The following is a 19,936-nucleotide window of genomic DNA, read 5'->3' as shown; positions in this document are numbered from 1 at the left end:
CGAGCCAAAGGCAGCCATGGCCAGACTCTCAGAGCCCGCGAAAGCGCGTGGCTCGCGGCTCAGGGCGCGGCGGGCGCGACGGCCACGCGCTGGCCCACGCTGCCCAGCTCCAGGTGGGTGAGCTGGGAGAGGCGAGGACCCACCGTGGGCAGGATGAACCAGCTCGCGGAGGAGAGGGCGGGCGGATGGCGCAGCGAGGCGGAGAGGGGCAGCTCGCGCTCCTCAATTCCATCCTGTGAAGAATGGAAAGTGACTCGCAATGTCTGGGCGGGGCCGAGGACGCGAACATAGAAGGCGTAACGGTCCTGGCCGCCGCCCGCGTCGCCCGTCGCATAGCCGAGCACCTCCAGGTTTCCCTCTCGAATGGAGAGCGGGGTGACGCCCTCCGGGAGCGGGGGCGGCGTGGGGCGAGGCTCCTCCAGGTCATAGGCACGCATCGCCGCGTGGGCGGGGACGCCGGGCACGGGTGCGTAGGGCTCGGCGAGGGGCGAGACGAGGTAGGCGTGGTAGCCGCGCGAGCGCGCGAGCGGGACATCCGGCGGCACGCGGTAGGCCATGCGCCCGCTCCAGAACATGAGGCTCAGCGTCTCGAACGTGAGCGGAGGGTCCATCTCCACCGCCTCGAAGAGCACGCTGCGCGCGGGCGTGGCCTTCGCCAGCGCGAGCCCGACCTCGCGCGAGGAGCTCACATACAGCTCCTGCGCATGCGCGCCCTGATAGCGCGCCTTCTCCACGGGCACGGTGATGAGCAATTGCCACGCGAGAAGCGCCGAGGCGGGGATGCCGACGACGGCTGTCAGCCACGGCGCCTTGCGCGACAGCCGCCAGATGACGAGGCCGAGCACCATCGCGGCGGAGGCCAACATCAAGCCCTCGGCGAGCCCGGGCCACGTGCGGGTCTGCTCCAGCCGGGGTGAGACGGGAATCATCTCTCGGGCGCGCGTGAGGACGGGCAGGTGACGGATGGCCAGCGGGCTCGCGAGCCCTCCTGTCAGGAGGGCGGCGACCACGGGCTGACGTCTGGCCTCCGAGCCGACGATGACCAGGCTGGCGAGCGCGCCGGGCACCGCGCCCCACGCGATGGCGGGCACCTTCACCGCGCCCAGCGAGAGCACGAACCACGTGGCGCCCACCCACAGCGAGAGCCCCACCACCTCCAGCTCCCGTCGCCGGACGGCGCGCACCAGCAGCGCGCAATAGGCCAGCAGGAGCACCACGCCCGGGATGGGCTGGAAGCTGGTGGTGTTGATCTCGTTGATGATGGCGTCGAGGGGCCGGCGCCAGGGGCCCACGTCCACCGACGGGTCATCGATGAGGTGCGCGCGCGTCACGCGGGATTCGAGCGCGTGCAACTCGGGCCACTTCCACGCGGAATAGAAGCTCCATGGCGCCGCCACCATCCAGGCCGCGGCGAGCATCGCCACCACCGTGCCCAGGCGCGGTCCCTCGCAGAAGCGCAGCCGACCCAGCACCCAGAGGGAGACGGCCACGCCCAGCGGCGTGAGCGCCAGCCCTGTCTTGCAGAGGAAGCCCAGCCCCACCACCACGCCCGCCACAATCCCCCAGCGCCAGGACCTCTCCCGCGTGGCATGGAAGAGGAGCGCTGTCGCCACCGCGTTGCAGCCCGCGAGGGTGCAGTCCGTCACGTCCCCGAAGAAGCGGCCCTGCACGAGCTGCCATCCGAAGGGCAGCGCGAGGAAGGCCGCCGCGCCCACCATGGCCCAGGTTCGTCCCGCGGGCCGCCGCGCGATGAGGTACAGCGAGACCGCCGCCGCCAGATGCCCCAGCAGCGACGCGAGCCGCAGCGCCAGCGGCGTCACGCCGATGACACGCATCATCAGCGCCGCGAACCAGAACGGGCCCGTGGGCTTGTGCATCCAGACGTGGGCCGCCCACCAGTGGCGTGGATCGCTCGGGTAGAGCGGGTCCTTGTAGATGTGCGGCGTGAAGAACGTGTCGAGCGTGCCGCGCGCGGCGGCCTGATGCATCGCCTCATCCCAGTTGTAGATGGCGGGATGGGCCAGATGCGGCGCGAGCTGCGCGAGTCCCCAGATGACCAGCGCCGCGAGCAGGACCACGTCGAGCTTCGTTCGAGAAGGGGCGGAGCGGGAGGCGGAGGGAGTGCTCATCGCGGAAGAGCCGGGGATACCACCATCAATGCCCCCGGTCCGCCAGCTTGGGGCCCCTCAGGCGGGCTTGCGAGCGACCAGCTGGACCACGGCGGCGGTGCCCGTGTGAAGCCGGCCCTCGCGCACGTCGCGCGTGATTTCGCGGAGCACGGGCAGCTCCAGCCCGGCGAAGTCCTCGCGCAACTCCTCGGCGGTGTAGAGCAGCTCCCGCACGGGCGGACCTCCGGTGCGGAAGGTGAGCTGCGCGGGCGTGTATGCCTCCAGGAGGATGAGCCCCCCGGGCTTCAGGCCGCGCGCGAGGGCTTGATGCGTCGCGCGGCGCAGCGCGGGCGGCAGATGGCAGAAGATGAGGATGCCCGCGTCCCAGGTGGACGGCGCGATGGTGAAGTCGGCCAGATCGCTCACCACGGTGTGCACCGTGACGCCGCGCGCGGCGGCCAGCTTCTTCGCCTTGTCGAGTCCCACGTTGGAGGCATCGACCGCGGTGACGTCATGGCCGAGCGACGCGAGGTGGACCGCGTTGCGGCCTTCTCCCTCGGCCAGGCTCAGCACGCGCGCCTGCGCGGGGAGGCGAGCGGCCATCTCCGCGAGGAAGTCATTGGGCTGCGTGCCATAGGCATACGCGTCACCGCTGAAGCGGGTGTTCCAGTACGTGGCTGCGTCCGGGGGTTGCTCGGCCATGGGGCGACCTCGTTCGTCCGCGCGCGATGTCGCGGCAGGGGCTTCAAGGAGCATGGAGGTTCGAGGGCGCCTGGGGAAGTGTTTCGAGGGCCGCCGGTCCGGAGGGCGACCGGGCGCGCGCGAGCGTCGTGAATCCTTTGTCTCGCTTCATGGCTCTCACTTCCCACCGAGGTGCATTCCCTGGGACGGCAAGGCGCCGTCATTCCCGAGGTGTGCCCAGTCTCGACAGGCAAGGAGCCAACGTGTCCTCACTTCCGCACTCGCCCGCGAAGTCCGCAGCCCTCTCGGTCGCCCCCGGCGTGGAGCACCATCGGGTGCTCATCGTGGGGGGCGGCACCGCGGGCATCACGGTCGCCGCGCGACTGAAGCGCGCCGGAGTGGACGGCGTGGCCATCATCGAGCCTTCGACTCATCACTACTATCAGCCATTGTGGACGCTCGTGGGCGGAGGGGCGGCGGACATCGCGAGCACCGTGCGGCCTCAGGCGGATTACATCCCCCAGGGAACGCGCTGGATTCAGGACTGGGCCGCCGAGGTGGATCCGGTTCGCCATCAGGTGCGCACGCGCGGCGGGCTGTGTCTGTCCTATGACTTCCTCGTGGTGGCGCCGGGCATCCAACTGGACTGGGACAAGGTCCGGGGGCTGCGCGAGGCCTTGGAGACGCCGTATGTCTCCAGCAACTATGACTTCCGGCTCGCGCCGAAGACGTGGGAGATGGTTCGTGCGTTCAAGGGCGGCACGGCCGTGTTCACCCATCCCGCGGGGCCGGTGAAGTGCGCGGGGGCGCCGCAGAAGATCATGTACCTGGTGGCGGACCATCTGCGGCGCACCGGGCTCGCGGGGCGCTCACGCGTCGTCTTCGGCTCGGCGGCCAAGGCCATCTTCGGCGTGAAGCCCTTCGCGGAGGTGTTGGAGGGCGTGGTGAAGCGCTACGCCATCGAGACGCGCTTCTGCCACAACCTCGTGGAGATCCGCCCGGACTCGCGCGAGGCCATCTTCGCGGCGACGACGGACACCGGCACCGAGCAGGTGACGATCCCCTACGACATGATGCACGTCACCCCGCCGCAGAGCGCGCCGGACTTCATCAAGCAGAGCCCGCTGGCGCACGCGAGCGGGCCGAACGCGGGCTGGGTGAAGGCGGACAAGCACACGCTCCAGCACCCCGACCATCCGAATGTCTTCGCGCTCGGGGACGCCAGTGATTTGCCCACCTCTCGCACGGGCGCGGCGATTCGCGCCCAGGCGCCGGTGCTGGTGGAGAACCTGTGCGCGGTGATGCGAGGCCAGACGCCCCCCGCGCGGTACGACGGCTACGCCTCCTGCCCGCTGGTGACCGCGTACGGGAAGCTGCTGCTCGCCGAGTTCGACTACGACGGCAAGCCCTCGCCCAGCATCCCGTTCCTCAACACGCTGAAGGAGCGGCGAGACATGTATTGGCTCAAGAAGTACGGCCTGCCTCGGCTGTACTGGGATGGAATGTTGCGCGGGCGCGCGTGAGTCACCCGGCCGGGCGCTTCACTTCGGGCAGGCAGCGCGGCGCGTTCGCGTCGTCGTCGGTCCGAGGAAAGTCGAAGAAGGCGTGATGCTCGACGCCTTCTCGCTCCCAGGTGAGGTCCAGCTTCACGGAGGCGCCCCAGGTCACCTCGGGGTCGGTGGTCGCGCGATCGGCGCTCTTGGGGACGAGGAAGGACAGCCGCCGCCCGCGCAGGGTGTCCAGCGGGAGGTAGCAGACGGACAGTCGCCGCGACGCGCCGGGCTCCCAGCTCAGTTCACCCTGCTGACTCAAGACGAGCGCGCTCAGGTCCGGCGCGAAGGAGAGCGACGTGCCCTCCTCGTCCAGGAGTCGGGTGCCCGCGCGTGAAAACAGCAGGACGTGGGCGCAGTCGGTTCCGCAGCCCGAGGTGAGCAGGATGTCGCTCCCGCTCCACCGGAAGCCGCCGCCCACGCCGGGATGGAAGTGCGCGACGCGCTGACGCGAGGGCACATCGAAGACATCCACCCAGCGCGCGCCCTTCTCCACCTCGCTCGAATACCAGACGAGGAGGCTTCTCCCATCCGAGGAGAGGACGGCATCCCAGACCGCGAGCTGGTAGCGGCAGGAGCGCTGCGTGGGCTGGGCGGACGTGCACAGCTCCACGGTTTCGTCCCGGCAGGTGGTGACCGTCACGGCGCGATGCGTGCGGTGGATCCGCAGCGGACACTCGGCGACGGCGAGCGGGGCGGATAGCACGAGCCAGACACTGAGACATCGGACGAGGAAGGGGAGGGCGGGCACGCGAGCCACCATGGGCGCCAGAGCATAGCGCCACCTCCGCCGCGCGGGGGCCGCCCCATCGCGAACGGGCCGCCGGGGAGTGATACTGGCCTCCATGTGTCCCCTCCTCATGCTCTTCGCGGGGTGTTGCTTCCTGTTCGCCCAGGCTGGAGTCCTGGCCTATCTCCATCACGGGCGGCTGGCGCTGGTTTCGCTGGTGTCCGGCCTGTGGGTGGGCGGAGTGCTCGTGGGGCGGGAGATGATCTTCCACGCGGCAGCGGTGGATTTTCAGCTCACGCGGGAGCTTCAAGCCCTCATCAACCAGGATGGGCGGGGAGGGGCGGAGGCCACTCGCGCCGCCGCGCGCCAGCTCCGGGGCGAGCTGGAGCGCCGGTTGCGCGAGGAGCGCGTCAGTCTCTTTCGCCGGCGCCGGATGGTGCGCTTCCTGGCGCGACTGCGTGAGCTGGAGGAGGGGGACGGAGCGCGGCCGAGGTGAGCCGCGGGCCCTGGGTCGCGCGGGCCCGGTCAGCCACGGTGGGCCTCGCCAGGGGTGCTTTTCCGACCCACGCGGTGGTGTCTGTGAACGCCCTGTCTGGAGTGGCGCTGACTGCGCGTGGTGGCGTGGCTCAAAAGGGGGCGCAGCGAGAAGCGCACCTCATGCGCACTGCCCCTGCGTACGAGCAAGGAAGCGGGCCGAGAGGCGCACGGGACTGATAGGCTCGGGGACGTCTCATTCTTCTTCGCGCGCAGGGACCCGTTCATGAGCAGCAGCGACGCCTCCACCCCGAATCCCCAGCCAGACCTCAATCGTGTCGCGGTGGAGATTGCTCCCGAGACTTTCTGGGTGGGCAAGCGGGAGGCGGGGAGCATCTTCTACGCGAACCCGTTCCTGCGCCGCTTCCGGGGCACGGACACGCGCACGCAGAAGCCCTCGGAGTTCAACCTCCTCATCGACCCGGGCTCGAGCAGCGACTTCTCCACCATCCACACCAAGGTGGTGTCGCTCATTGGCGGGATGGACCGGCTGTCCGCGCTGTTCATCAACCACCAGGACCCGGACGTGGGCTCGTCGGCGGGAATCATCTCCGCGCGCTACTCGCCCCGAGCCAGCATCCTGTGCTCCGAGGACACGTGGCGGCTCATCGTCCACTTCAACCTGCCGCGCAATCGCTTCATCCCCACGGAGAAGTTCTCCCAGGGGTTGAGCGTGCCCACGGGCCACAAGCTCATCCCGGTGCCCTCGCCGTTCTGTCATTTCCGCGGCGCGGTGATGCTCTATGACCCGCAGACCCGCGTGCTCTTCACGGGCGACCTCTTCGGCGGCCTGACGGACTCGAAGGCGCAGGGCCTGTGGGCGGATGAGTCGGATTGGACGGGCATCCGTGCCTTCCATCAAATCTACATGCCGGTGAACTCCGCGTTGGTGCGCGCGGTGGCGGCCATCCGCCAGCTGACGCCCGCGGTGGAGATGATCGCCCCACAGCACGGGCGCGTGATTCGTGGCCGGTTGGTGCAGCAGTTCCTGGAGCGGATGGAGCGGCTCCAGGTGGGCCTGGACATCATCGACGAGGCGCAGGACCGCACGTACCTGCAGGCCTGGAACACGGTGGTGGACCGGGTGCTGGCGTTGGCGCGGGGCTACCTGGGGGACTCGGTGGACGCCAAGCTCGTCGCGAGCACGCAGCTGGCGGACACGGCGCAGTTCAAGGGCAAGCGCCTGGAAATCACGCGCATGGGGAAGTGGACGCTGGAGCACGTGGTGGAGTTGCTCTGCCAGGGCGAGCCGCCGGAGATCGCCGGTCCCATCCTGGTGGAGGCCACGTCCGCCGCGGCGGAGTACAACCTGCCCACGCCGCACCTGGACATCGAGGGGGCGAACGCCGCTCCGGCCCCCATCTCGCTGCTGGAGTCCTGAGCCCACCGCCCCACCCGCGCGAGAGGGGAGCACGCCGTGCACCCACCGGATGATGACGATGCCGCGGGCGTGACGTACCTGAGCGTGAAGGCGCTCGGTCCGCGTCGTGCCCCGGGGGCCGCCGACCCCGCCTTGGAAGAGACGCTGCCGCGCGTGACGCCGCCCGTGTCGCCGCAGGGCACGCTGTTGCAGGGCGCGGTGACGCCGCCGTCGCCCACGCCGAACCGGGGCCTCATCCCCGGGCAGATGGTGGCCAATCGCTATCGCGTGGAGAAGTGGCTGGGCGCGGGTGGCACGTCCACCGTGTACCAGGTGATGGACCTGGCGAAGAACCAGCGCGTGGCGCTCAAGGTGCTCGCGGTGCCTCACGCGGACGAGGACATGGTGCGGCGCTTCCGCCAGGAGGTGCAGCACGCCCAGGCCCTGGAGCACATCAACATCCTCCACGTCTTCGACGTGGGCTGGGACGGCGAGCGCCACTACCTCACCGTGGAGCTGCTGGACGGCAAGGACTTGCGTCAGGTGTTGCTGGAGCAGCGGCCCACGCTGGCCAATGCCTTGCGCTGGCTCACCCACGCCACGGTGGCGCTGGAGCACGCGCACGCGCACGGGGTGCTGCATCGGGACGTGAAGCCCGGCAACCTGTTCATCACCCGCACGGGCGTGTTGAAGCTGATGGACTTCGGCCTCGCCAAGAGCGCGCATGTCATGGGCAGCACTGCCCAGGGCGCCACGCTGGGGACGCCCGAGTACATGGCGCCCGAGCAGGTGATGGGCACGCCGCCCGTATCGCCCGCCACGGACCTGTATGCGCTGGGCGTGGTGGCCTACGAGTTGTTCACCGGGCAGCTGCCGTTCCGCCACTCACAGCCGGTGCCGCTGATGTTCCTGCACGTGCAAGAGCCGCCAGTCCCGCCGCGGACGCTGCGCCCGGACCTGCCGGAGCCCTTCGAGCGCATCGTGCTCAAGCTCATGCGCAAGCGCCCCGAGGAGCGCTATCCCAGCGCCACCGCCCTGCGCGCCGCGCTGGCGAAGCTGTGGCCGCTCGTGCTGCCTCGCGCGTGAGGGAAGCGCCCGCTCACCGCCGGCTCTCTGTCTGTCCTCACGGAAAATACATTCCAGGCGGGATGTGTCCGGGCGCGCCCTCTCTCGCCGCCTCGCGGTGCGTCATCTACAAAACGAGAGAGCGAGAATAAGCAGCGATATTTGATTAGCGAGAACAAGTGCTGATACGTGCGGAGGTTCCCCCCAGCTCGGAAAGGTGCCTCGCATGCAGCGTCGTCTCCGAAGTGGTTTGCGCCAGTTGTTCTCCCCTTGGTGGTTGGCTTCCGCGGTTGCGTTGTCCTGTGGTCCCGTCGCGGAGGAGCCGACCCCCGCTCCGCAGCCGGAGTCGGTCGCGCAGCCGTTGGCCGTGAGCGGCTTCGCGGAGATGCACCACCACATGTTCGCCGAGGAGGCGTTCGGAGGGGGCTGGTTCCACGGCAGCTATACCGGTGCGCTCGCGAGCTGTGACGGAGGCGCTCCGGAGAGCGACCACGCGCGGGTGCGCATGGACCTTCGGGACTTGCTCAACCTGTGTCCCAACTCAGGCAGCGTGAACCTGAGCGGTGTGCCCATCCTGTCGGACGTGTTTGGCGTGGGCGGAGCGGTGGCCTCGGAGGTCATCGGTCAAATCGAGGGCACCGAGGGTGACACCGGCCTGCACCTGGGCCGCATGAACACCCCCACCGAGTGGCCGCGCTGGGACACCATCGCCCATCAGCAGGCGTGGGAAGGCTGGCTGAAGCAGGCCAAGGACGGCGGCATGTCCCTGGTGATGGTGTCGCTCGTGAGCAACGAGTTCCTCTGCAAGGCGCTGCCGTACCAGAACCTCAAGCGGCCCTGCGATGAGATGGCGGACGTGGACCTCCAGCTCCAGATGGCCCGAGACTTCGACGCGCGCAATGACTGGGTGGAGATTGCCCTGTCCCCCGCGCACGCGCGGCAGATCATCGCGGCGGGCAAGCTCGCCATGGTGCTGTCCATCGAGTCGAGCAAGCTGTTCGGCACCAAGGACTGGCGCGCGGAGCTCAACCGCGTGTACGGGCTGGGCGTGCGCTCGTTGCAGCCGGTGCACCAATTGGACAACCGCTTCGGTGGCGCGGCGCCGCACAACGCCATCTTCCAGGTCGCGCAGTTCCTGGAGAACTGCCACATCGACACGGACTGCGGCCTGACGGGCTCGGGCTTCACGCTCGGCTTCGACGTGGACGCCAACTGCCGCAACACCAAGGGCCTGACGACGGACGGCAAGGCGCTGGTCCAGGAGATGATGGCCAAGGGCATGCTCATCGACATGGCCCACATGTCCGAGCGCAGCGTGCAGGACGCCTTCGCGCTGTCCCAGGCGAACACCTACTACCCGCTGTTCGTCTCGCACGGCCACTTCCGCGAGGTGATGAACCCGGACCTGGCCGCCAACGAGAAGACGACGCCCGCGTGGGTGGTGCGCGACATCCGCCAGACGGGCGGCATGTTCGGTCTTCGCACGGCGCATGACGAGACGCGGACCTATACGCGCACGACAGTGGCCAACAACTGCCAGGGCTCCACGCGCTCGCTGGCGCAGGCGTATGAGTTTGGTCGCCAGGGCCTGAAGGTCAACATGGGCTTCGGCGCGGACCTCAACGGCTTCATCCAGCAGACGCGCCCGCGCTTCGGCAACTTCGGCGCGTGCTCGGCGGGCTTCCGCGCGGAGGCGGATGCGCAGATGGATCAGCAGCGCACGTCGGGCCCGGGACGCCTGGGCACGGACTTCGATGTCTATGGTCTGGCGCATGTGGGCTTCCTGCCGGATGTGGTGCGCGACCTGAAGCAGCTCGGCGTCAACACCACGGGCCTGGAGGGCTCGGCCGAGAACTTCATCCGCATGTGGGAGCGGGCGAACAGCGCGCGCACGGGCATGGCGGACGCGGCGGCGGACATCGACACCAGCGGCGTGGCGACCTACGTCCCCAAGGCCACCCGCGAGGCGGCGTATCCCCAGCAGTGTGGCAAGGCCTACGCGCCGGCGTCCAAGGCGGTCGGTGACACCTGCCGCTTCGCCGCGGAGTGCAAGAGCAACTCGTGCACGACGTCGGAGGGCTGCTCCGGCTCGACGGGCTCGTGCCTCTGCGTCACCGACGCGCACTGTGGCACCAATCAGTACTGCGGTTGGGGCCTGAACTCGGGCAGCTGCGTGAACAAGAAGGCGAAGGGCGCGCTGTGCTCCAGCGCGCGCGAGTGTCTGTCCAACTCGTGCAAGTGGTTGACCTGCGGCTGAGTCGGACCCACCGGGGCGGCGCTGTGTGGCGCCGTCTCGGTGTTCGTGGGGCTCGTCGCGCTCAGCTCTTGCTTGGAGGGGCGGAATCCATCGAAGTCGAGGGCCGAAGCACGAGGGGGGACCTTGGACCCCGGTATTCGAGAGATTCTTCCGGCAGGCGGGTATGGAGCTGACCGACCCGGTCAATCAGGTTCGGATTCGAGGGCACCATGGCCCTCATCCTCGCGGCTATCACGAACAGGGACGCCCACCGAACAGGACCGCCAGCTCGCCCACTTCCAGCCGATGGTGTCCGTCGCCGGAGTGCACCCAGCACTCGCCCTGCTCCACGAGGTGGAACGCGGCGAAGGGCGCTTCGGGGAGCACCATGCCCCAGGGGGCGTGCAACTCCCAGGCGGCGGAGATGCTCCCTTTCAGGCGCACCCCGCTCAACACCGCCGAGAGTGGCTCCATCCCATCCGCTCCTTCCGGTACGGCCGGCCCATGAATCGGGACGGGGGACCCAGCGCGTGGTCGCCCAGGTTCTTACCTGGGTGCGCGTGGGCCGGCGCTCCATTTCGGAGTCGCGTCGCGTCCCCCCGTGAGCAATGAGTCGCATCACATGGTCGTGGAGGACATCCGTTATGACATCCCCTCCGAGCGCGCGGAGGCCTTGCTCGAAGCCTATCGCCTCGCGGGTGAGCACCTGCGCGCCTCGTCGCACTGTCTGCGCTACGAGGTCACCCGAGGTGCCGAGGAGCCGCGTCACTTCATCGTGCGCATCGAGTGGGATTCTCTGGAGGGGCACCTCCAGGGGTTTCGTGGCGGCGGCTCGTTTCCCGCGTTCCTCGCGCTGGTGCGGCCGTTCATCGCCGACATCCAAGAGATGAAGCACTACCGCGTCGAAGGGACGTGGAGCCGTCCGTGAGCGAGGCCACAGCCGGCGTGCCCTCGCTGTACGACTGGGCTGGCGGGGCCGAGGTGCTCGCGCGGCTGCCCGAGTCTTTCTATGCGCGTGTGAGCACGGATCCGTTGCTCGGGCCCGTCTTCGCGCGGATGTCTTCGGCACACCCCGGCCACGTCGCCCTCTTCTTGGGCGAGGTGCTCGGTGGGCCGGCGCATTACCGCGGGGCGCATGGCGGACACGCGCACATGCTGCGGCATCACCTGGAGAAGCACCTGACTGAAGCGCAGCGGCGAAGGTGGGTGGCGCTGTTGCTCGACACCGCCGACGAAGCAGCGCTGCCCGCGGACCCTGAGTTCCGCTCGGCCTTGGTGGCGTACCTCGAGTGGGGCTCCCGGCTCGCGCTCATCAACTCCCAGCCCGGCGCGAGCGTGACCTTTGATGCGCCCGTGCCCGTCTGGGGCTGGGGCGTGCCGGGAGGTCCCTATCGCCCGCGAGGGCGTGGACGGCTCGGGCTCCGAGCGGAGGTCGCGGCTCGGAGCCCGCCGTCGCGTGAGTCACTTGCAGGGGCTGGCGATGTCCGTCGCGGAGACCAGGTTGATGGTCAGCGAGTCGGAGCGGGAGATCATCGACGTGTAATAGGCAATCTGGTGGTGGCCGTTGCTCGTGCCCGAGGGGTTCGCGAACGCCGCGTAGTTCATGGCGAGGTTCTCGGTGAACCTCACGTTGGGATCGGACGCGATGGTGCTCGCGCTGAATCGCCACGCGGCGACGGTCTCCACCGTGAACGATGCGCCCGCGAGCGAGGTGTGGTTCTTCACCCGGCCGCCATATCCGCCGTCGAACATGCCGGCCCACCAGCGGCTGAACTGCGTGGGCGGGTCGTTGATGGGATTCCAGATATCGCGCTGGTGGTAGTACCAGGTGGCCCGTCCTGTGCTGACCGTGCTCCGGTTGACGAGTCCCCATCCCTCGATGGAGCGGGGCACGGGGCCATGCGACGCGGACCAGTGGGTGGGGACGCAGCCTCCGTCCTGCACCAGCTTCACGTTGACCGGGAGGGTGATTTGCGCGCCCACGCCGGGGCCGTTCGTCGTGCCCGGGCTGTTGCTGATGAGCCCCACGCTCCGGTTGTTGGCGCACTCCGTCTGCAATTCAAACTGCCAGAAGCCCTTGGCGTTGTCGGCGCGCACCATGAGCGAGCCGGTGGAGAAGGTGGCCTCCTGGATGCGGATGACGACGTAGTCCGCGCTCGCCTTGCCATTCTCCCGGTAGACATAGAACGAGCTGGTGAAGCCCGCCTCGGTGGACTGGCTCTTGCCGCTCGTCGCGGACCAGCTCCCGTGCGTGATGGTCATGGGGAAGCTGCGGCTCAGCGTCCGAATGCCATACATGACGCCGGTGGGAGGGATGAGGCCGGGGCCGCCCACGGAGCGGCGGGCGCGGTGGTGGTGCGCCTCCAGCATGGCGCCCCAGTCGTGTTTCAGCGCGTCCGCGTCATGCACCAGCCGAGGGCCGCGCGCCTCGGGCGTGGGGGGCGTCACGGCCCCCTTGTCCCCGCCCGACTGGTGCTCCACCGCGGGCTCGTCGAGGGGGGCGCTGCCCAGCGCGGTGACCGAGTAGCTGGAGGGCGTGGCGATGTCCGTATCACGGGTCACCAGCAGGGCCGTGGCTCCTTCTTCGAGGCTGAGCGACGCGAGGCCCGCCAGCGCCTCGCGCGCCGCTGAATCCGGGCGACCGAGCACCACCGTCTTGCCCGCGTCGAGAGCCGAGCGCAGCAGGGACGTGTAGTGCTCGGGCTTCGTGGTGGCGCAGTCGACCCAGAGCACCTCCGCGTGCTCGAGCCCTTCCTTGCCCTGTTTGACAGTGACGTCCCCCACCTCCTTCAGCGCGGAGAAGTCGTGTCCCGCCGGTGCACCCGTGAACAGGATGCGTGGCCTCGTGTGTGTCGTGGTCTTCATGTGTGACTGCCCTCCACGTCGATTCATCGCCGCCGGGAGTCGGCGCTCAGGTCATCCCGGGAAGGAGGAACTGCTCGGCGTGCAGGTAGCTGAGCGTGTACCCGAGCGAGGTGCCGAAGGTGCCGCCCAGGGTGAGCGCGATGACCTTGCGCATGCCCTCCACGTCGAGCTGGAGCGTGGGGCCCCCTGAGACGTTGTAGGACGCGCGACGCAGCCCATCCGCGAGCCCGTCCACGTCATCCAGCGAGCGCGCCACGCGCGACAACCACGCCTTGCCTCCCGAGGCCACCACGCTGCCGGCCACGCCCGCCGCCCCGCCGAACACCGCGGCGAATGTGAGGTCCGCGCCCAGCGGCGCGCCCGCGATGGCGTTACCCATCACCTGGCTGGCAATTCCAGACGCCACGCCGCCCACGAGGTCCACGCCCGCGCGCACGCCGATGTTGAGCAGGCTGCGGCTGGCGAGGTTGAGTCCCGTGGCCGCCAGTTCGCCCGCGGCGGAGAAGCCCCCGGCGATGGCTCCCGCCGCCGCGCCAATGCCCACCTGGGCTCCCCAGCCCTTCCAGCTGAACTCTCCGCCCGTGGCGTTGGTGCTGATGTTGTAGGCAAGGCCGCCCAGGCCCGCGCCCACCAGTCCGCCCACGGCCATGCCCACCGCGATGGCCGCGACACCTTGCAGGCCCGGGACGAAGGACAGCGCGATGCCACCCGCGATGAGCGCGATGTCCACCGCGTAGGTGACGATGTGCTCCCAGTTCCGCGAGAACCAGTCGGGCAGGGTGTTGGTGAAGAAGTTCTTGATGCTGCCAAAGAAGCCGAAGCCCGACGGGTCGATGTGCGTGACGGGGTCGTTCAGGACGTAGGCGTAGCGATTGAACGCCCCGGTGCGGTCCTCTTGCGTGGCGAGCTGGGTGTCCGTGGTGATGAAGCCACCCAGCAAGGGGCTGTAGTAGCGAGAGGCCGCGCAGTAGAGACCGGTGCTGTCCATCTCCAGGCCGGTGTACTTGCGCCGGAAGTCATCACTGCCCGCGCGCAGTCGAGGGGTGCCGAACGGGTCATAATCCATGGCACTGGCGACCTGGCCCCGCTCATCGGTCAACAGCGTGGTGCTGCGCGTGTTGTTGACGTGGAAGTAGCGCGTGCCGGGCGTGGGGATTCCAGAGAGTCCGCTCGGCGGTGCGCCGCTCTCCGTGGCGGTGACGGAGGCGATGAGGTGCTCACCATCCAAGACGTAGCGCGTGTGCTGGCGTGCGCCGGAGGAGAAGACGACCACCTCGTAGCAAGGGGCGATGTAGTAGGTCGTCTGTTCCGGCTCCACCTTCTTGAGCCGGCGCCCGTCGTGGTCATAGGTGAAGCTCACCTCGCCGGCCTGGATGAGTCGTCGCTCGCCGTCGTAGCGGAACCGCGTGGTCGTGCCCTGGTGCTGGAGCTCCACCAGGCTGCCGTTCGCGTCGTAGCGCGTGGTGACCGCGTCGGTGCTCGCGGGAGAGAACCCGCGGGTGAGCTGATAGCCCGCGCGCTCCAGCGTCAGCCCGTCCTTGCGGATGAGGCTGCAAGCCGTGTCATAGGCATACTCCTTGAGGCCGAGGTCTCCACCTTGGGCGCGCAGCAGCTGGCCCACGGTGTCGTAGGTGAACGTCTCGTCGCGCCGCGACTCCAGCCGGTCTCGAACGGCGCTCACCTGCCAGAAGGGATTCCACTCCAGCGTGTTGGCGGACACGGGCCGCTCGTCGTGGCCATACACGTCCTGCGTGAGCTGATGTCCGTCCGCCGTGTACGTCCAGGCGGTGCGCACGCCATTGGCATACCGAGCCGCGGCCGGGGCCCCCAGCGCCGTGAAGTCCGACTGGAGGAGATGCTCGGTGCCGCCCTCCGTGATGCGCTGCAGCCGCTCCATGGAGTCGCGCTGGTAGCGCAGCTCGGTCTTCGCTGTGTTGGGGTAGACGAGCCGAGAGAGCTGATGCGCGGGGGTGAACTCCTGGCCCAGCGTGTACTGCGTCCCATCCAGCGTCAGTCGCGAGGAGAGGACGTTCCCGTCGGCGTCATAGCCATACGCATACGTGGTGCCGTCCGGGAGCCGCACGCGGGTTCGCTTGCCGAGTGACCAGTCGCTGGTGGGTTCGTCATAGGTGTAGGTCGTCTCCTCGGAGCCCACGCGCTTCGACAGCAGTCGTTGGAGCGGGTCGTACTGGAACGTCGTCACCTGCCCGGCGCCGTCCGTGTGGGTCCACTGGCGTTGGTCGTCTCGGTAGGCATACGTCTCGCGCGTGAAGGTGGTGCTGCCCGCGCGCGTGGCGATGACGAGGTGGCGGTCCAAGCCGTCATAGGTGAAGGTGCTCTCCACCTTCGGGTCGGTCGCGGTGAGCCGTCGCCCCAGGGCGTCGTGGGCGTAGCGCGTGGTGTTGCCGTGGCTGTCCTGCAACTCCACCAGGCACTGGGCTTCGCCATAGAACCCGTGGGTCAGGGTGCGGGTGCGGGTCTCGCTGGTGGTCGCGCCCTCGGTGACGACGACGCGGTTGGCGCGCGGATACTCGTAGGTCGTCACATGGGTCGTCGTGCCGACGCCGGTTGTTTCCCGGCGCACCACCCGCTCGTATTCGTCATACGTGAGCGCCTGGGCACGCTGGGGCGAGTCCCCTCGGAAGTAGGGCAGGGACTGTTCCACCGGCTGGTCGTGCGCATCCAGGACGGAGTCCTCTTGGACCGCGCGGCCCACCAGGGTCCCGTTCTCCATGCCCTGGCGCGCGATGCGCGTCACGCGCCCGAAACCGTCCACGTAGTCCGTCTGGGACTTCCAGCTGTCCTGGTTCCATTCCTGTCGGGTCAGCGTGCGGCGATATCTCCCCTCCGCGTCCTGGCCTCGCTGGTAGCGCAGGGTGGCGACGAGCGCGCCTTCGGGGCCGGTGCGCTGGGTCTCGACTGGACGGCCCAGTCCATCGTGCAGGTGCACCTCCCGCGCGCCGGTCGGCAGCGTCTGCGAGGTGAGGACGCCGAGGGCCGCGTCGTATTGGAACTCGAACTCCAGGGCGCGTCCGGAGGGGGGCGTTGGCAGCACGCGCTTGCTCGGGAACGTGCGGTAGGTGCTCTCGTAGTGGTTCGTGACGACCGCCTTCGCGGGGTCCTCCAGGCGCGTGGTGTTGCCCCAGTCGTCATACGCGTACGTGTAGACCTGCCACGTGTCCGCGCCGCTCCAGCGGGCGTGGGTTCTCACGTCCCAGGTGTCGGAGGCGTACGTCGTGCGCTCCCAATGGAGCGGCTGGGTGCCCTGCGGGTCGGCGCTGAGCTTGCGCTCGGTGAGGAAGCCGAAGCGGTGGTGCTCCACGCTGTTCTGGAAGGACTGCGCTGTGTAGAGCGGCGCGGTGGCGGTACCCGTGGCCGTCTGCGTGATGGCGATGGCGTTGCCGTAGTCGTCGTATTGGAAGGAGTTCGTGCGCACGCAGTCGGGCGAGTCCGTGGTGGCGAAGGTGTAGAGCTTCTTGCGCGCCTCCGTCGTCTGGAGTTGGTACACGCCCGCGCTCTCCGGGGTGCTGTAGACGTACTCGGAGCGCGCCATCAGCGCCTGGTCCGACGCGCGACGCACCGTCTGTGATTCCACGGCGGAGGTGCGAGGGAAGTCCTGGTGGTAGCGCGTCTCGGTGATGACGCCCGAGGCGCCTGTCTGCGGGTCCGTCTTGGACCACGACGCGAAGCCCATCCAGCCGCGTCCCTGGAGGCTCAGCCGCGCGCCGGCATAGGTGAAGGCATGGGTGGAGCCCTGGGCCGCCGAGTACACCTGCGCGTAGGCGGCCACGACGTAGCGGGGGTACTGGACGGAGCGCGAGGCGAAGCTCATGCCCACCGGGTGGGTCTGGGCGCCGGGCTGCGCGGCCAGCGCATAGGTGGCCCCGGGGAGCTGGTTGTTGAACAGCGCCTGCATGTCCACCGCGTCCGAGGCGGGCGGCTTGCGGCTGTAGATGGATGAATCGGTGAGCGGCTTGTAGGTCAGCTCGAAGCGCCCCCCCAGGCCATTGGTGATGGAGGCGACCAGGTCGGGATAATCGAGCGTCGCGGACAGCAGGTGGGTGGCGCCGGAGCCATCGACGTGCAGCACGTCGGCCTTGCCGATGCCCGTCAATCCGAGCGCGGCGGTGGACTCGCCCGCGGCGACGAAATCGGGCAGCTGGGACACCTTCGGGTAGGCGCGCAGGGTGCCCCCCTCGTTGACGAGCACCGCGAGGCGACTGGGGGCCGGCGCGCCCGCTGGCCGGTGCTCGCCCATGATGATCAGGTCGTCCCGGCCGCTGCCTCGGACGTCCGCGGGCATGAGCTGCGGAATGATGGCGCCGAACGCGAGCCCCGTGCTGCCCAGGTCCTGGAGGACGAAGCCCTTGCCGGTGTTGCGGAGCGTGCGCAGGTGCAGCGTGCTGCCATCTGTATAGGGATTGAGCAGGTCCAGCGTGCCGTTGCCGCTCAAGTGGATGGGCAGGAGGCTGCCACCCCAGGGCACCCGTGTGCCGGAGGGCAGCAGCGGCGGGGTCTGGACCTGGAAGCCCTGGCGCTCGGGTGCGGCCTTGAGCCACGTCAGCTTCAGGAAGCCGCTGTCATTCGTGGCGTAGACGAGGTCGGTCTGCCCATTCCCGTCCAAGTCCAGCGGCACCAGATGTCCGCCAAATGGCAGCGAGGTGGAGACCGGGCCGCTGGAGGACGGCGCGAAGCTGTTCCCCTGCGAGTACAGGACGTCCAGCTTCAGCATCGCGGCGTTGTTCGTGGCGTAGACAAGGTCGGAGCGGCCATCGCCATCCACGTCCAGGGCGAGGAGCCGCCCACCCCAGATGAGGTCGGAGGGGCCCGCGCCGTTCACCGGCCCCTGGCGCGCGAGCGTCCAGCGCCCATTGCGCTCGGTGGCCTTGAAGAGGGTCAACCCCAGACGGCCCCCGTTGTTGGCCGCGTAGACGAGGTCCATGTGGCCATCCGCGTCCACGTCCAGGGGGCAGAACGCTCCGCCCCAGGGAAGCGTCGCGCCGCCCAGGTCCACGGCGTGCGGGCCCTCCAGGCCCTGTTTGGTGGACAGATAGAGGTCCAAGCGGAGTTGCTGGTTCGTGGCGTACGCGTGCAGCACGTCCGTGAGGCCGTTGCCGCTCACGTCCATGGGGATGCGCAGGCCACCCTGCAACGTCTTCCCGAGTGAGCGAGGCGGCTGGAACAGCGTGGGCTCCGCGTCCCCCTGGCCCTGCCACGCGAAGGTGGTGCGGGGCAGGGAGGTGTCTCGGGCCTCCGTGGAGACGGCGTGCAGCAGGGGGCGCCGCGTGGCCTTGCTGAGCTGGTAGTCGAACCGGTAGGTGCGCACCAGCGCGCCATCCACGAAGGTCTGCACTTGGGACAGCAGGCGGGTGGTGCGGAAGGGATGGCCGCCCACGTACTGCGTGGTGGCGTCTTGCCGCTCGGTGTAGGCGAAGCGGACCTGTCGCTTCTTGGCGATGGGGTGGCGGGCGTTGTCCGTGTACTCGATGAGCTTCGGATAGTGGACGTTGTTCTGCGCGTCCTGCTCATACGTCACCGTCATGAAGTTGCCATGCCGGTCGGTGACGCGCTGGAGGGACCACAAGCGGATGGCGGGCTGCGTGCTCGACGCTGGCACGCGCGAGTCCTCGGTCGTGCCGTACTCCCATGTCTGTCCATCCCGAGCATGGACGATGAAGGAGCGCGGACCCCGCTGGATGTCCCAGCCCGCGGGATATTGGGGGACCACCTTGCGCCAGGACTGGATCTCCGTGTGGTAGACCGTCTGGGGTTGCCCGTAGGCGCCCGAGACCGCCATCAATCGCTGCCCATCCAGCGTGAAGCGGTCATCCAGGTCATAGGAGACGGCGCCGTGCTGGCCGTCCTGCGCGACGGTGCGGCCCGCGCGGGTGATGGAGGAGAGCCCGCTCAGGCCAAAGCCCACGCCCATCAGCCCATCCGCGCCGCCGCTGTTGTAGGCAATACCCAGCGCGGGTGCGAGGCCCGCGGTCCCCGGAGGGACCTTCAGCTCGAATGCATAGGAAGCGCCACCGTCCTTGTCGACCTGGAACTGGTCCGTGAGCCTGCCGGTGCTGTCTGCCATTGCATGCCCCCGTGCCGGGCGAAGCCCCGCCCGTCGCCGTCGCCCCCGAGAGGCGTGGCGTGAGTGGTGGACCCGCCGCGCCTTCTGGCGGGCGAGCGAGTGTCGTTCTCAGCAGGAGGCTCGGCGAGGTCCACCCGGGCAGGTGGACTCACGTGAGGATGTGTGGACCAGGGGAACCGGTTCTCCCTCCACAATCAGAATGCGATGAATGCCATTCAATAAGAGCAGTGGGGCTCGGGGAAAGTCGAGCAGAGATTGTCAGCTCAGACTCGCGGCCGTGAAGAGTGTCGCTTTCCCACCAGGGGAACGGCGGTGCACGGATGCCTGGGGTTGTTCGCTAGTGAATGAGGATGGCCGTGGAGACGGTGGCGAACATCACGACCCTGATGCATGGCATGAGGCGAGGCGTGGACCCGGGGAGGGGAGGTCCACCCGGGCGACACGGTGACGAGCGATGGCGCCACCCGCCTCGCGAGGGCCCAACCCCAGCTACCGCAGAGGGTGGGCACGTCGTCGTGGCGAGCAGTCTGGCGGACCTCGGCGCGCCGCAGTTGCACGACATCAATCTGGCCAGCTCATGGGCACCATGGCGTCGTTCTGGACGGCCCTCGACCCGCGGTCTGGTGGTTGGCAGGCGAGGCTTCGTGGGCGACCGCCCGAGCGGCACCCTGGATTCGAGTGACGCTCGGGCAACGCCGCTGGGCTTGCTTCGAGGGGCTCGGTCC

The 19,936-nt window shown here is 69.0% G+C and carries 12 protein-coding genes and 2 pseudogenes; 8 read left to right on the top strand and 6 right to left on the bottom strand.

What is annotated here, in order from left to right:
• Positions 1-59 precede the first annotated feature (59 nt).
• Entirely contained in the window at positions 60-2,078 is a 2,019-nt protein-coding gene (locus tag KRR26_RS07035) for an ArnT family glycosyltransferase (RefSeq protein WP_328707071.1), read from the bottom strand.
• Between the two features lie 108 nt (positions 2,079-2,186).
• The gene (locus tag KRR26_RS07030) at positions 2,187-2,810 is read right to left on the bottom strand and encodes a class I SAM-dependent methyltransferase (RefSeq protein ID WP_120206054.1); all 624 of its coding nucleotides are present in this window, start codon (positions 2,808-2,810) and stop codon (positions 2,187-2,189) included.
• Positions 2,811-3,052: 242 nt separating this feature from the next.
• Between KRR26_RS07030 and KRR26_RS07025 the strand changes: the two genes are divergently transcribed.
• Positions 3,053-4,312, top strand: a complete 1,260-nt coding sequence (locus KRR26_RS07025; protein WP_328707070.1) for an NAD(P)/FAD-dependent oxidoreductase — start codon at positions 3,053-3,055, stop codon at positions 4,310-4,312.
• Between the two features lies 1 nt (position 4,313).
• Here KRR26_RS07025 and KRR26_RS07020 read toward each other — a convergent pair whose 3' ends face one another.
• Entirely contained in the window at positions 4,314-5,090 is a 777-nt protein-coding gene (locus tag KRR26_RS07020) for a hypothetical protein (protein WP_217079433.1), read from the bottom strand.
• Positions 5,091-5,184: 94 nt separating this feature from the next.
• Here KRR26_RS07020 and KRR26_RS07015 point away from each other — a divergent pair, with 94 nt between their 5' ends.
• The 5 genes and pseudogenes from KRR26_RS07015 to KRR26_RS37975 all read left to right on the top strand — a co-directional run.
• On the top strand, positions 5,185-5,565 hold the full coding sequence (locus tag KRR26_RS07015) for a hypothetical protein (RefSeq protein WP_120206057.1): 381 nt from the start codon (positions 5,185-5,187) through the stop codon (positions 5,563-5,565).
• A 264-nt stretch (positions 5,566-5,829) separates the two neighbouring features.
• Positions 5,830-6,984 carry an oxygen-binding di-iron domain-containing protein gene (locus KRR26_RS07010; protein ID WP_120206059.1) on the top strand — a complete coding sequence of 385 codons (1,155 nt, stop codon included), beginning with the start codon at positions 5,830-5,832 and terminating at the stop codon, positions 6,982-6,984.
• A gap of 36 nt (positions 6,985-7,020) precedes the next feature.
• On the top strand, positions 7,021-8,049 hold the full coding sequence (locus KRR26_RS07005; RefSeq protein ID WP_120206060.1) for a serine/threonine-protein kinase: 1,029 nt from the start codon (positions 7,021-7,023) through the stop codon (positions 8,047-8,049).
• A 205-nt stretch (positions 8,050-8,254) separates the two neighbouring features.
• Positions 8,255-10,285: a membrane dipeptidase gene (locus KRR26_RS07000; RefSeq protein WP_120206062.1), complete on the top strand. Its 2,031-nt coding sequence runs from the start codon at positions 8,255-8,257 to the stop codon at positions 10,283-10,285.
• Between the two features lie 115 nt (positions 10,286-10,400).
• A pseudogene (locus KRR26_RS37975) lies at positions 10,401-10,526 on the top strand (AHH domain-containing protein); the annotation flags it as partial.
• On the opposite strand, the gene KRR26_RS06995 reads toward KRR26_RS37975, so the two are convergent.
• Complete coding sequence (locus tag KRR26_RS06995) at positions 10,517-10,738, bottom strand: cupin domain-containing protein (protein WP_217079432.1); 222 nt, start codon at positions 10,736-10,738, stop codon at positions 10,517-10,519. The pseudogene KRR26_RS37975 and the gene KRR26_RS06995 sit on opposite strands and share 10 nt — an antisense overlap.
• Before the next feature lie 148 nt (positions 10,739-10,886).
• Here KRR26_RS06995 and KRR26_RS06990 point away from each other — a divergent pair, with 148 nt between their 5' ends.
• Both KRR26_RS06990 and KRR26_RS37795 read left to right on the top strand, forming a co-directional pair.
• The gene (locus KRR26_RS06990) at positions 10,887-11,192 is read left to right on the top strand and encodes a putative quinol monooxygenase (RefSeq protein ID WP_120206065.1); all 306 of its coding nucleotides are present in this window, start codon (positions 10,887-10,889) and stop codon (positions 11,190-11,192) included.
• Positions 11,177-11,494: pseudogene (locus KRR26_RS37795) on the top strand (globin domain-containing protein); the annotation flags it as partial. The gene KRR26_RS06990 and the pseudogene KRR26_RS37795, both read left to right, overlap by 16 nt.
• A 231-nt stretch (positions 11,495-11,725) precedes the next feature.
• Here the strand turns inward: KRR26_RS37795 and KRR26_RS36675 are convergent.
• Positions 11,726-13,129 carry a hypothetical protein gene (locus tag KRR26_RS36675; RefSeq protein WP_236068373.1) on the bottom strand — a complete coding sequence of 468 codons (1,404 nt, stop codon included), beginning with the start codon at positions 13,127-13,129 and terminating at the stop codon, positions 11,726-11,728.
• A 46-nt stretch (positions 13,130-13,175) separates the two neighbouring features.
• Positions 13,176-19,211 carry an RHS repeat-associated core domain-containing protein gene (locus KRR26_RS06980; RefSeq protein ID WP_217079431.1) on the bottom strand — a complete coding sequence of 2,012 codons (6,036 nt, stop codon included), beginning with the start codon at positions 19,209-19,211 and terminating at the stop codon, positions 13,176-13,178.
• Positions 19,212-19,936 lie beyond the last annotated feature (725 nt).

Source organism: Citreicoccus inhibens (genome assembly GCF_019039035.1).
GTDB classification, from domain to species: Bacteria; Myxococcota; Myxococcia; order Myxococcales; family Myxococcaceae; genus Citreicoccus; species Citreicoccus inhibens.
The sequence above is the reverse complement of the archived record's forward strand: the minus strand, read 5'-3'. Positions and strand labels throughout refer to the sequence as shown.